The 13,984-nt window shown below is 32.2% G+C and carries 13 protein-coding genes; 10 read left to right on the forward strand and 3 right to left on the reverse strand.

The features are described 5' to 3' along the window. Positions 1-235: 235 nt before the first annotated feature. The 9 genes from J3S90_RS07420 to J3S90_RS07460 all read left to right on the forward strand — a co-directional run bounded on the left by J3S90_RS07420 (position 236) and on the right by J3S90_RS07460 (position 7,594). Positions 236-1,120, forward strand: a complete 885-nt coding sequence (locus tag J3S90_RS07420; RefSeq protein WP_210645666.1) for a hypothetical protein — start codon at positions 236-238, stop codon at positions 1,118-1,120. A gap of 65 nt (positions 1,121-1,185) precedes the next feature. Then, positions 1,186-1,728: a hypothetical protein gene (locus tag J3S90_RS07425; protein ID WP_210645667.1), complete on the forward strand. Its 543-nt coding sequence runs from the start codon at positions 1,186-1,188 to the stop codon at positions 1,726-1,728. After that, a complete protein-coding gene (locus tag J3S90_RS07430) occupies positions 1,725-2,138 on the forward strand; it encodes a hypothetical protein (protein ID WP_210645668.1) in 414 nt (137 codons plus the stop codon). Before J3S90_RS07425 ends, J3S90_RS07430 begins: the two co-directional genes overlap by 4 nt. A 32-nt stretch (positions 2,139-2,170) precedes the next feature. Continuing rightward, a complete protein-coding gene (locus tag J3S90_RS07435; protein ID WP_317192531.1) occupies positions 2,171-2,458 on the forward strand; it encodes a CsgE family curli-type amyloid fiber assembly protein in 288 nt (95 codons plus the stop codon). A gap of 16 nt (positions 2,459-2,474) precedes the next feature. Further along, complete coding sequence (locus J3S90_RS07440; RefSeq protein WP_210645669.1) at positions 2,475-2,879, forward strand: curli assembly protein CsgF; 405 nt, start codon at positions 2,475-2,477, stop codon at positions 2,877-2,879. 1 nt (position 2,880) lies between these two features. Further along, on the forward strand, positions 2,881-4,263 hold the full coding sequence (locus tag J3S90_RS07445; RefSeq protein WP_210645670.1) for a CsgG/HfaB family protein: 1,383 nt from the start codon (positions 2,881-2,883) through the stop codon (positions 4,261-4,263). Between the two features lie 52 nt (positions 4,264-4,315). Beyond that, positions 4,316-5,815: a carboxypeptidase-like regulatory domain-containing protein gene (locus tag J3S90_RS07450; RefSeq protein WP_188050187.1), complete on the forward strand. Its 1,500-nt coding sequence runs from the start codon at positions 4,316-4,318 to the stop codon at positions 5,813-5,815. A 179-nt stretch (positions 5,816-5,994) separates the two neighbouring features. Next, complete coding sequence (locus J3S90_RS07455) at positions 5,995-7,173, forward strand: AIR synthase related protein (RefSeq protein ID WP_210645671.1); 1,179 nt, start codon at positions 5,995-5,997, stop codon at positions 7,171-7,173. Positions 7,174-7,234: 61 nt separating this feature from the next. Beyond that, on the forward strand, positions 7,235-7,594 hold the full coding sequence (locus J3S90_RS07460; protein WP_210645672.1) for a hypothetical protein: 360 nt from the start codon (positions 7,235-7,237) through the stop codon (positions 7,592-7,594). Positions 7,595-7,800: 206 nt separating this feature from the next. Here the strand turns inward: J3S90_RS07460 and J3S90_RS07465 are convergent, their stop codons facing one another. Further along, the gene (locus J3S90_RS07465; RefSeq protein WP_210645673.1) at positions 7,801-10,632 is read right to left on the reverse strand and encodes a M16 family metallopeptidase; all 2,832 of its coding nucleotides are present in this window, start codon (positions 10,630-10,632) and stop codon (positions 7,801-7,803) included. A 424-nt stretch (positions 10,633-11,056) separates the two neighbouring features. On the opposite strand from J3S90_RS07465, the gene J3S90_RS07470 reads away from it, so the two are divergent. Next, positions 11,057-11,500 carry a hypothetical protein gene (locus J3S90_RS07470; RefSeq protein ID WP_210645674.1) on the forward strand — a complete coding sequence of 148 codons (444 nt, stop codon included), beginning with the start codon at positions 11,057-11,059 and terminating at the stop codon, positions 11,498-11,500. A gap of 72 nt (positions 11,501-11,572) precedes the next feature. Here the strand turns inward: J3S90_RS07470 and J3S90_RS07475 are convergent, their stop codons facing one another. After that, the gene (locus J3S90_RS07475) at positions 11,573-12,799 is read right to left on the reverse strand and encodes a peptidylprolyl isomerase (RefSeq protein ID WP_210645675.1); all 1,227 of its coding nucleotides are present in this window, start codon (positions 12,797-12,799) and stop codon (positions 11,573-11,575) included. Positions 12,800-12,848: 49 nt separating this feature from the next. Next, positions 12,849-13,973 carry a peptidylprolyl isomerase gene (locus tag J3S90_RS07480; RefSeq protein WP_210645676.1) on the reverse strand — a complete coding sequence of 375 codons (1,125 nt, stop codon included), beginning with the start codon at positions 13,971-13,973 and terminating at the stop codon, positions 12,849-12,851. Positions 13,974-13,984: the final 11 nt, after the last annotated feature.

The raw sequence follows: 13,984 nt of genomic DNA on the forward strand, positions 1-13,984 counted from the left end.
TTCATCGTTATAGAATTGTAGTTTATCGAGTATTAAGTTAAATGTTTTAAATACAGCTACTTATGTTTGTTTTTTTGTTTTCTACTTTGCTATCTTTGAAATGTAATAATCAAACAAGAAGCAATTATTTATAAAAATAATCTTGTTATTTATTATGAATAAAGAGATTTCCCCCAATCCCTTTTTTATTACCTACATGATAATTTGTATTAACAACCAATTAAATATATTTATTATGAAAAAAGTAATTTTAAGCATCTCCGCGATGCTATTTGTAGGAGCTGTATCTTATGCACAACCGGGTCCATCAGCTGGAGCGAATTCAAGTTTAGTAGGCCAACTTGGAACTTCACAAAATGCGTTAGTTCATCAAATTGGAACGGCTCAAAGTTCTAAAATTAAACAAACGGTAAATAACAATGATGCATTTGTGTATCAAGGTGTAAATCCTGGTCAGATTATGGGAAGTGGTGTTAATATTTCATCAAAAAACATGGCAGACATCGATCAAAAAGGAAATGATAACCGTGCTTTTATTTCTCAAAATAACTGGGATAACAAAGCGACACAAAAACAAGTAGGAGATAGAAATGATGCTACAATCTGGCAAGATGAAACTGGTTTTTCATATCCAGCTTTAAAAGGACATGATACCGCTACTCAAACTCAAACTGGTAAAGACAATAAAGCTACTATAGATCAAGGAACTTCAGGAAATAATCCTCTTCCTGTTGTAGGTACTTTTCCTATGATGAATCCTTTAAGTTCTGCAGTGCCAGTTAATCCTCATGGTGATAACGTAGCTGTACAAACTCAAACGGGTAATTTTAATTTAGCTTACACTAGTCAAGGTGGTTTGCGTAATGATTCAAAAATTAGTCAAAATAGTACTTCACAAGCGGCTTCTGCTTCTGCAAGAAATGAAGCAAATCATTATCAATATGGTAATGACAATATAGCTGAAACTACTCAACTTGGTTTTAAAAACCGTGATAACATTTTGCAAGAAGGAAATTGGAACAAATCTTATACAAATCAAAACGGATTTAGCTCTGGTAACATGAATGCAGTGTCACAACAAGGTAGTTATAATGTGTCTAACGTAACACAAAGTAACTAGTTAAACTTCATAAAGATAGGGACAGCTAATTAAGTTGTCCCTTCTTTATATAAAAATAGGAACTAATGAAAACGCTATCTATAAATATCATTATTTTTCTTTTCTTTTCTTTTCAATTTTGCTTCGCGCAAGAAAAAGAAAGTATTACTGCTCCATATAATGAAAAACCAATTGCATTGATAGATACAAAAGAAGGAATTGTTTCTATGAATTCTAATTTTTATAGTACTAAATCGCATACCAATTTAATTCATCAACAAATTATTAATACCGTTCAAGTACAACAAATAGGTGATAATAATAAAATAAATTCTAAATTTTCAGCAACTAAAATTGAAGCATCACTAACGCAACAAGGCAACAATAATCAATTGTTTATTGACAAAAATGCAAATTCAATTTATCAAAAAGTAATTCAACAAGGAAATAATAATAGAGTACAGGACTATGTTCCTTATTCTAATTATGATATAACCACTGAATTGTTTCAAAAAGGAAATGATCAAAATATTATAAATTTTGGATCTAATTCAATTTCAAAGAATATGACCATAATCCAGTCTGGAAATGGTGCTGCTGTCACAGTAATAAACCATACTAAATTATGAAAATTTTGAGATGTTACTTTTCATTGTTTGTATTGCTTTTTAGCGAAACAATCTCCTATTCTCAAACAACAAATACCGTTGTAAAGGCTAAAATAGATATTGAAAATTTAGATGGGATTATTAAAGTAACTGGAACTGCAGAAAATCTATCAGACATCGTTCAAAGTTATTCTTATAAGTTGTCGGTTATTAAAAATAATAATTTAAACGATAATCATTCTGATAACATTCAAGAAGGATTTTTTTCTTTAAATCCAAGTGAGAATAAAAATTTATCTAATACACAAGTTAATTTATCTAATGGTGATGAGGTTATAGTTTTATTGCTTTTTTATAATGAAAACAAGCAATTAATTGGAAAAGATAGAGTAGTTCTTGGTGACCAAAAAAAAAAGAGGAAGTTATTGTAATTCCTTCAGATGGATTTGAGTTAATAGGCATTATTTCAGATGATACCAAAACTAAAGTTGGGAAAGATTTTTATGATGTATATTATTATTTATATAATCAATACAAAGTCAATTCAAAAAAAGTTATTACGCTAAATGAGGAATTTAGCTTTGCCAGAAATACCAAAATAGTCGTCAGCATAGATAACGAAGTTATTTATGAGTTTTTGGCTAGGCCTGATGAGGAATATCTAAAAGAGATGGCCGAAGAATCTATTTATGCCACCTATTTATATTTAAAAAATTTAGAAAAGCAAAGTAAATATTTTACTCAGTATTAATTTTATCCTGTTAAATATGAAAACGTTATTCCTTATTATGACTTTTATTCTTGGTTTTCAATCAGTAGAAGCACAAGATTTAGTTTATAAACCTAAAAATCCTGCTTTTGGAGGTGATACTTTTAATTATCAGTGGTTAGCTAGTTCTGCTGAATCTCAAAATAAATTTACAGATAAATCAGTTGCGCAAGTGCAACAAACAGAATTAGAAAGATTTACAGCAAGTTTAAATTCTTTATTGTTGAGCCAAATTTCGAGTTCTTTATTCAAACAGCAGTTTGGTAATGACGGGATAAAAATAGGCTCCTATACTTTTGGTAGTTTATCTGTTGAGGTTTATCCCTCTTCAGGAGGTTTAACCGTTGATATTTTAGATACTAAAACAGGAGCACAGACACAAGTAATCATTCCAAATCGATAATATGAGATTATATACCTACTTAATGTTGATGATTTTTTTTTTCATCTCTAGTTGCGGTGCTTATTATAATCAACCTACTGGAACAGAAAAAGCTATAATTGGAGAAATTACTCCAGCAACTACACTTTTGAAAGAGCTACCTAAAGCTAAAGAACAAATTGTAGTAGGGATTTATAAATTTAGAGATCAAACTGGTCAGTACAAAGCTTCTGAAAACGGAAGTAATTTTAGTACAGCCGTTACACAAGGAGCCACATCTATATTAATTAAGGCTTTAGAGGATTCTAAATGGTTCATTCCTATTGAACGCGAAAATATCGGAAACTTACTTCAAGAACGAAATCTTATTCGTTCCACAAGACAAGAGTATGCAAAAGATGTAGATCCTAATGTGCCACAAATTACACCCTTATTGTATGCAGGAGTTTTACTCGAAGGAGGAATTATATCCTACGATTCTAATATTATTACTGGGGGTTTTGGTGCGCGTTATTTTGGTACTGGAGGCGCAGTAAAATACAGACAAGACCGAGTTACTATTTATCTTAGAATGGTTTCAACGGCTAATGGTAAAATTTTAAAATCGGTTTATATTTCTAAAACGATACTTTCTCAAGCTATCGATCAAAGTCTATTTAAATATGTCAATTTTAAAAGATTGTTAGAAGTAGAAACGGGTTATACGACCAACGAACCTGTTCAAATGGCAGTAACAGAAGCTATAGAAAAAGCAGTTTCTACTTTGGTTTTAGAAGGGATTAAAGATGGAATTTGGGAAGCTGATCTTTCTGTGCCAGCCAAGGAATCTCTTTTGAAAAATTATAAGAATGAGAATGAAGAAGCAAATGTTACAGCAATATATGGTCGTAATTTAAAACAAAGAAGATCAAAATTTGGAATTGAAATATCAGGTGGTACTACATTAATGGACGGAGATTATAGCAACCCTGAATTAAGACTCATGGGAAGAGGTGCTTTAAAGTATTTTTTAACTCCTTCTTTTAACTTAAGTGCATCTACTAATATTTTTGAACTAGCCAATAAAAAATTATTAGATGTTGGTTATTTAACTTACGATTTAAATACAGAGTTTATCTTGTTACCAAAAGACAAATTAAGTCCCTATGTGTTTGCTGGAGGTGGATTTGGAATGAATAAAGCCTTCAAAAACTTACATGCTAAAGTTCAATATGGAATTGGTATCGAATATATGGCGACCGATAATTTAGGTATAAAATTGTATGGTGAGCAAAATCTAAATTTTAGTGATAATATCGATTATATAAAAAGAGGAGTGCGAGATGATTATTATTATCGTTTTGGTTTAGGAGTAACTATTTATCTTTCTAATATAAGAAAATCTCGTGTTACGAAAGGTTTTTAATGTTTTCAAAATCAATTAATTCTAGCTCATTAATAATTTTAATTCTATACTGATGAAAAATACTTATCTCAAAATTACTTTATTAACTTTATTTTTAATGCTGTTTTCTTGTAGTGAAGAAAAATTTACTGGAGAAGATTACGGGACAGTAGAAGGAAAAGTGGTGAGCGCAATTGATTTTAAACCATTGGCGAATGTTAAGGTCTTTTCAAACCCAAATACTAGTATTGTTTTTACTGACGATGAAGGAAAGTTTGTTATTAATAATGTGAAAGTTGGTGATTATTCATTTGAAGCTCAAAAAGAGGGTTACATTGTAAAATTTGAAGCTGCAACGGTAAATACCGATAAAACGTCAAAAATAGTTTTCGAACTTAAATTATCAACAACAAACAATAAACCTCCAACTACTCCAGTGTTAATTAAACCTTTAGACAATGCTACAGATCAAACATTAGATTTGAATTTAACATGGACTGCTACAGATATTGAAAAAGACAGTTTGAAATACGAAATTAGCTTAAGAAAAGAAAATAGTGATGATGTTGTCATTTATCCTAATATTTCTAAAACAAACTTTACTTTAAAAGGATTAAATTATAGTACAAAATATTATTGGCAGGTTTCTGTTTCAGATGGGATTAATCCAGTTGTTTTGAGCGCAGTTCGCAGTTTTACCACTACTGCTTTTAGTAGCGCTAGATTTTTATTTGTAAAAAAGAGCTTTGAGAATAATGTGATTTATTCTGGTGATGATTCTGGAACTCAATTAAGACTGACCAGTTTAGATGTAAATAGCTGGAGACCTAGGAAAAACAATCAAATTAAAAAAATTGCATTCATTAGAGCCAGCGGTGCACAAAATCATATTTATACTATGAATCCAGATGGTTCAGGAATTTTTAAAGTAACCAACTCGATTCCTATTGCTGGATTTAATTCTGATTTCCTTAATTTTTCTTGGAACACATCGGGTAGTCAGATCATTTATCCGTACTTCGATAAATTATATAGAATCAATAGTGACGGAAGTGGATTAACTAAAATTTATCAAACTCCAAATGGAAAATTTATTTCAGAATGCGACTGGAGTAATGATGGTTCTAAAATTGCTTTAAAAGTAAATGATAGCAACGGTTACAATGCTGAAATTTATGTAATCAGTACTACTGGAGTACTTCTCTCTCAAGTTTGGTCTGGGACAACAGGAGCAATGGGAGGTCTAAATTTTTCTATAACAGGACAAAAATTAGTGTTTACAAGAGATGTTTCTGGATACGAAGATGCTAATTATAGACAGTTGGATACTAGAGTGTTTCAATATGTTTTTAGTTCCAATACTGCTAGCGAAATCTCACTAGAGAAACCTGCAGGAACAGTTGATTTGGATGTGAGGTATTCTCCCAATGAGGCCGAACTAATTATAATGAATACTTCTAATGACGGAGTATCGACCAAAAATATTGTAAAATATACACCGGCTGCTAACACTACAACTGGAGTTTCAAGAACAATACTATTCGCTAATGCAAGTATGCCAGATTGGGAATAACATAAATTTAAAAAATATAAAAACACCTATTTCTTATCAAATAGGTGTTTTTTTTTGGCGTTAAAATAAGGCTATGATTTCAGTAAACTCTTACTCTGACTCGATAGGCAAAACCCAAAAAAATAATTATCTTTGCCCCACAACTATCTGCCTAAAAGCAGGATTTACAACTATACTACATGAGTTCAGATACTTCAAAAAGGTATGCACTTCGCGGTGTTTCTGCTGCGAAAGAAGATGTGCATAATGCCATAAAAAATATTGATAAAGGATTGTTTCCGCAAGCTTTCTGTAAAATTGTTCCCGATTATTTAACCCAGGATGATGATTACTGTTTAATAATGCATGCTGATGGTGCAGGAACCAAATCTTCCTTAGCATATATGTATTGGAAGGAAACTGGTGATATTTCAGTTTGGAAAGGTATTGCACAAGATGCATTAATCATGAATATTGATGATCTTTTGTGTGTAGGGGCAACAGATAATATTTTGCTTTCATCTACTATTGGTAGAAATAAAAACTTAATTCCGGGCGAAGTTCTTTCTGCAATTATAAATGGAACAGAAGAGCTGATTAAAGAATTAGATTCTTTTGGTGTTACTATTCATTCCACAGGTGGCGAAACAGCAGATGTTGGTGATATTGTGAGAACTATTATTGTTGATTCTACGGTAACCGCTAGGATGAAACGAAGTAAAGTAATTGATAATGCCAATATAAAAGCAGGTGATGTAATTGTTGGATTGGCTTCTTTTGGTCAGGCTACATACGAGAAAAGTTATAATGGCGGAATGGGAAGTAACGGACTTACCTCTGCTCGACATGACGTTTTTGGTAAGTATTTGGCAAAAAAATACCCAGAAAGTTATGATGCAGCAGTTCCGGAAGATCTTATTTATTCAGGACAAGTAAACTTGACAGATAAAGTAGCTAATTCTCCTATTGACGCTGGGCAATTAGTGCTTTCACCAACACGAACCTATGCACCAATAATCAAGAAGATTTTGGATAAGTACAGTTCAGATGAAATTCACGGAATGGTGCATTGCAGTGGAGGAGCACAAACTAAAATTTTACATTTTGTAGAGAATTTACACATCATAAAAGATAATTTATTTCCAGTTCCACCTTTGTTTCAATTGATACAAGAACAATCTAAAACAGATTGGAAAGAAATGTATCAAGTATTTAATTGTGGACATAGAATGGAAATTTACGTTCCAGAAAATGTAGCTGAAGATATTATTGCGATTTCTAAATCATTTAATGTTGAGGCACAAATTGTGGGTAGAGTAACTGAATCTGAAACAAAAAAACTAACAATTACAAGCGAATACGGAACATTCGAATATTAATTAACCATTGCTTATGGTTGGATTTTAAATCTATCCATGTTCAATATTCAACTATTTAAACATGTACGAATTACTTTTTTGGAATTATCTTGAGGGAATTTATTTAAACCATCATGAAGTTTACGAGGCAATTAGCGAGGAACAACCCGAAATTGAAGGTTTAGAACCACTTCCTGTTCAGGTTATTTTGAACAGAATTGCATCTGTTTTCTCAAAATGGGAAAAAGTAGATGATAAAAGTTGGAAAAACACTGACGGAGTAGGTGCTTTTCAGGTAAGAACAACACCACAAAGTATAAAAATTGACTGTTACGGCACCGAAGGTAAGACCATGGATACGCTAGTTGGTGTGATGGAGGAATTTAAATGTGCTCTTTACGATCCACAAGTTCCTCAGCGTTACGATGAAATGGCGGAGTAATTTTTTTAGAAGCTCATCCAGCGCTTCGTTACAAGTCCTCCTAAAATAAAATATTTTTCTAAATCCTGAAAGGAGCTCTTTCCGATGTATCGGGAAGAGCTCTTTCAAGACAAGAAAAATTATTATTTTTTAGTCCGGGCTTTTTACTTCGATCTGGGCTAAAAATTAATAGTAATACCCGTTTATACTACTATTGTAAATCTGAATTATTTTGTTACTGATTCATTCAGAAGTATAGGTTTACCAAATCCTATTTCCTCTAATTTTTTCAATTGCGTTGCTGCATCTCCTACTATCAAGTAGATCATTTTATCCGCATTCAAATATTTTTCAGAAAGTCTTTTTATATCAGATATAGAAGTGTTTTTTACAATATCTTCTTGTTTTTTAGCATAGTCATTTGGGTAGTTGTAATTGCTAATATCATATAACATTCCTAGTTTTGCACCCAATGTTTCAAAAGCTCTAGCATTGCTTTTAATCAAATATCCTTTAGTAACTTCTAGATCATTATCGTTGAATTTTTTACCATAATTTTCTACTATTTCTTTTATCAAACTAACTGATTCAAATGTTATATTAGAACGTACTCCGCTCCCAATAACAAAAGCACCTTTATTTGTAGAACCAGAAAAAGAAGATCCAATACCATAAGTATATCCTTTTCCCTCACGTAACTCTTGCGTAAGTTGTGATGCAAAACCACCGCCACCCAAACGGTAATTCATTATTTCTGCTGGATAAAAATCAGCATCAGTTGCAGCTAGAGCAAGATAACCGATTCTAATCACGGATTGTTTTGCTCCAGGAACATCGTAAAAGTATATTTTAGAGTTTGCTATTCCATCTGGAGTTTTTACTGCAGGAATAATAACTTTCTTAGCTTTCCAGTTTTTATTTAAACTTGCTAATGATTTAGTTACTTCGTTTTGTGAAACATCACCAACAATTTGAAAAATAGAAACTGATGGAGAGCTATTAGCAGCATAAAACTTTTTTAAATCATCTATTGAGATGTTTTTTAAAGTCTGCTCTTCTCCAATTCTATTATGAGATAAAATAGATTCTTTTCCGTAAATTAATTTTTTAAATTCATTTTTTGCAATACTGTTAGGTTCTGCTTTTTGCTGTTGAATTGTGCTTAAAGTACTTTGTTTAATTAGATCAAATTCCTTTAAATCCCATCTAGGTTGCATTATTATTTCTTCTACTAATGCCATAGTTGCACTGTAATTTTTTGCTAATGAATTTCCAGAAATAAAAATTCCTTCATCCGTTGCGTAAGCTTTAATGGTAGCACCAAGGCTTTCAATGGCGTTTTCAAGTTCTTCAGGAGTTTTGTTTTTTGTTCCTTTTGTCATCAGCTCTGCCAACATATTTGAAACACCAATTTTATTTTTTTCCTCTAATAACATTCCACCTTTGATTTGCAATAGAAATTGAGTAAGAGGAACTTCGTGATTTTCGATACCGATGAGTTTTAATCCAGAGGATAGATTATTTTTCCATACAGTAGGAAGTTTTACATCTGGACTTTCTCCATATGCTGGTTCCACACTTCTGTCAAATGATGAAGGTGTTTTTTGGTAGGTTGCAGCAACACTTGCATCAAATGCATCTTCTTTTCCGTCAACAATTTTCTCTTCGACAACAGTGGCTAAAACTGAACCTTTTAAGGCTAAATTAGCTTCTCCTTTTGGAACAAAACTAGTTGCTACAAAATGTTTTCCTTTGATGTATTTTTCATATACTCTCATAACATCAGCGGGAGTTACTGCAAGAATATTTTTTACATCTTGAGTAATGTAGCCTGGATCGCCAGCAAAAATCTCATATTGTGCTAGCTGAAATCCTTTGCCAAGAACACTAGATAAATTGGTGTAAAAAGCAGTTTCTTGTCCTGCTTTTATACGATTTAAGTCTTGCTCTGATATTCCTTTTGCTTCAAATTCTTTAAAGCCTTGGTTGATACCATCCATTACTTCATTTAAATTTGTTTTTTCAAAAGCAGTAACGCTTAGCATATATTGACCTGCTATTTCAGAATTGTATTGGTACAAAGCAACAGCGTCGGTTAGTTTCTTATCTTCAACTAAAGATTGGTATAAAGGAGCTTTTTTTCCAGTAGAAAGATATGTTGCTAGAACCTCTAACGCATAACTGTCTGGATGATATTCATATACAGAAGGCCATGTCAATGTTAGTTGTGGTAGGCGTGCAAAATTATCTTCGTAGTATAATTTTTTTGTTTCTGCTAGAGTTACAGCTTGTTTTTCCATTTTTGGAATTGCTTCTCCTCTTTTAATTTCCCCAAAGTATTTTTCAACCCATATTTTAGTTTGATTTACATCAAAATCTCCAGCTATGGTTAATGTTACGTTATTGGGAACATACCAACGATTGTAAAAACTTTTTACATCTTCTAAAGTAGCATTTTGTAAATCTTCTAATGAGCCTATTACATCCCAGTTGTAAGGATGAGTTGTTGGGTACAAGTTTTTAGAAATTACAGAGAAAGTATTCCCGTATGGTTTGTTGTCGTAACTCTGTCTTTTTTCATTTTTTACAACTTGTTTTTCTTTTGCTAAAACAGGATCGGTCACTGTATTGATAAAATATCCTAATTTATCGGCTTCTGCCCAAATCATTTTTTCTAATGCATCTTTAGGTACCGTTTGAAAATAATTTGTACGGTCCCTACTTGTGGATCCATTGGCTCCCTCACCACCAATTCTTGCACTCATTTTATCTAAACCTCCTTTGCCTAAGTTTTCCGATTCTAAAAAAAGAAGGTGCTCAAATAAATGGGCAAATCCAGTTCTACCTACTTTTTCTCTGGCAGAACCTACATGGCTGGTTAAGGCAACTGCAACAACAGGATCTGATCTATCAACATGTAAGATGACTTGTAGGCCATTTTTTAAAGTGAATTTTTCGAAATCTACCTTAAATTCTTTTGATTTTTCCTTTTGAGAATAAGATGGAATTATGCTAATCAGCAAGAAACAGAGTAGGAAGTAGTTGTGTAGTAGTTTCATTTTTTTAGTTTAAGTTTCGTGTTATTTTATGCAACAAACTGGTTTGTTGTTTTGCGGATCTAAATTAGGAAAAATATTAAGAAAAAGGAGGTTTTAGATACACTAGATTTCTTTAAAATAGTATAGAAACTTTTTTAAGTTGCGTGAGGGATAGAAGCGGAAATCCTCCTTATTTGCCTCAGTAAATGAGGAGATTGTAGTAAATAGCCCGACCTTACTGTAACGCTAGTGGAAGTAAGGTCACGCCCAAATAATAATTGTAAAGATGTAAATTGATAGGTATGCTTAAATTCTTTTTTGAAAAAGATAGAAACTATGTAAAAAACTTTGCGAACTTTGTGGTTCAATAAACAAGCAGGATTCCTTTTTATTTGTGTAAAAATGGTTTTTGTGCAATACAGTAAATAATAATAAAGAGCTACAGATGATAATAAACCCAAAAAACGGAATTGATAAACTCATTTTCGGAATGAAACAAAATGATGTAACGGCAATTTATGGTAAGCCAGATCGCAATTACAAAGACGAAGATGATAATGTGATTTATGCTTACAATAAGCAAAAAATACGTTTGACTTTTTATGTAGAGGAAGATTTTAGATTGGGTTATATGGTGGCATCGAGTCCTGAATTAGAACTTTTTGGAAATAAAATTATTGATAAAAAAATAAAAGATGTTAAGAAAGATCTAACGGCTAAAGGGATAATTAAGTTTACTCAAGAAGAGTTTGATACTTTTGAAAATTATTTTAATGAAGAAAATTGGATTATTTTTCAAACTGAATTTGATGAAGTTGTTAAGTTTGAAATAGGCGCTATTATCAATCAAAAAGACGAATTTGATTGGAAATTTCCAGTAAAAAAATAAGTAATAATAAGGTATAAAAAAACCGATAGCGTTAAACTATCGGTTTTTTTATTTGGTATTATTTTAGATTTATTATTTTGAAGTAGGTTGTTTTTCAAACATTTCTAATTCAAATACTAAATTGGTATTTGGCGGTATTACCTCACCAGCACCTCTTTCTCCATAGGCTAAATTAGCTGGAAGAAATGCTATTACTTTTTCTCCGTAAGACATTGTTGCTAATGCTTCTATAAAACCAGGAATCATTCCATCTTTTTTACCTGCTTCAAAAGGGAAAGCTTGATATCCGTTTTGTGCGGCTCTATTTGCATCATATTTTCCAAATTCTTTAGTAACCTCTTCATAACTACTGTCAAATAATGTTCCGTCTTCAAAATAGCCAGCATAGTGAAAAAAGAAAGTGCTTTTGTCTGCTGGTTTTACACCGCTCCCTTTTTTGATGATTTTGTACATTAGTCCTGATGGAGTAGTGGTAGCGGTTGCTTTTGCAGTTGAAAGATAAGCAGCCTTTGCTCCTACAACAGAACCATATTTTTCTAAATATGCTTTTTTAGCCTCGGCTAGAACAGCAGCTTGTTTGGCTTTGTTTTCAGCAAGAGTAGCGTCCTTTTTCTTTTGTTCTTCTGACTTATTGTTGAAATAATCGGAGAATACTTTTGGCGCATCAAATTTTTGTGCTTCGGCGCCTTTTCTAATGATGGTAACTTTTGTAATAACATCATTTTGTTCGATGCTATTTACCACATTCATCCCTTCAGTCACGTGACCAAATACAGTATGTTTTCCATCTAACCAAGGTGTTTCCTTATGTGTAATGAAAAATTGACTTCCGTTTGTAGTTGGTCCGGAATTGGCCATAGAAAGAATTCCTGGTTTGTCGTGTTTTAAATCAGTAAACTCATCCTTGAATGCGTATCCTGGTCCTCCAGAACCATTTCCAGATGGATCTCCGCCTTGAATCATGAAATCCTTAATCACACGGTGAAATTTTAAACCATCAAAAAAAGGTTTTTCTTTTAATTTTTCGTCAGTAACAAATGTATTTTTTCCTTCAGAAAGTGCAATAAAATTGGCCACCGTTACTGGTGCTTTTTTGTATTCTAGTTCAATAGTGATATTTCCTTTGTTGGTTGCCATTGTAGCAAAAATTCCTTCAATAACAGCAGGTTTTTTTGCAACAGGTTTTGTGGCTTTGTTTACAGCAGTTGCTGGTTTTTTTGCAGTAGTTGTTTTTTTACTTGCCTGAGAATGTACGTTAGCCATTCCTAGAAACAATAAAAATAGAATTTTAAATTTCATTTTTTTATAATTTAATGATGTAACTTTTTTAAATACTAAATCTAATTTATTATTGGGGCATTCTTTCTAATAATTCAATCTCAAAGATTATGTTGGCATTTGGCGGAATAACTCCTCCAGCTCCAGCTGCTCCATATCCTAAACGAGAAGGAATAAAAATGACAGCTTTATCTCCAAAAAATAATTGTTCAATACCTTCAATGAAACCAGGAATCATGCCGTCTTTTTTACCTGCTTGAAAAGGAATCGGTTGGTAACCATTTTGAGCCGCTCTGTTTTCGTCGTATTTACCAAAGCTTTTAGAAACACTTTCTACACTTGCATCAAACAACTCTCCATCTTCTAGGAAACCTGCATAATGAATGAAAATATTTGCTCCTTTTGCAGGTTTTTTTCCGCCACTTTTCTTTGTAATTACATATTCTAAACCAGATGGCGTTGTTATTGCTTTTGCTTTCAAGTTATCGAAATAAGCAATTTTTGCCTCTCGAACACTTTTGTATTTTTCATCGTAAACCTTCTTGTTTTCAGCGTCAATACTAGCTTTTTTCTTTTGGATTTCTGCTTCTACCGAAAAATAATCATTAAATACTTTTACCGCATTGAATTTTTTTGCGGCTTCTCCATTTCTAATAATGGTTACTTTATTGATATAATCTTCTTGTTCTATTTTATTTACATTGTCCATTCCGTTCTCTACAACGTGACCAAAAATAGTGTGCTTTCCTTCTAACCAAGGTGTAGCAACATGTGTAATAAAAAATTGACTGCTGTTTGTAGCAGGTCCATTATTAGCCATTGCTAAAACACCAGCATCGTTAAATTGTAAATCTGAAAATTCATCCTTAAATTTATAACCAGTATCTCCAGATCCTGTACCTAAAGGATCGCCAGTTTGTATCATGAAATCTTTGATTACACGGTGAAATTTTAATCCGTCAAAAAAAGGTCTGTTTTTTAAATTCTCATTGGTAACAAATTCATTTTTTCCTTCAGCTAAGGCCACAAAATTGGCAACAGTTATAGGTGCTTTTTCGAAATTTAATTTTACAATTATATCTCCTTTATTAGTTTCAATTTTTGCATATAATCCGTCTGGAAGATTGTTGTGATTTTCTTTACAAGAATAAAACGAAGCAATTACAAGTAGTAGGAATAAGATCTTTTTTTTCATTTCTAAGTTTA

It is taken from the genome of Flavobacterium flabelliforme, from assembly GCF_017948675.1.
Classification (GTDB): domain Bacteria; phylum Bacteroidota; class Bacteroidia; order Flavobacteriales; family Flavobacteriaceae; genus Flavobacterium; species Flavobacterium pygoscelis.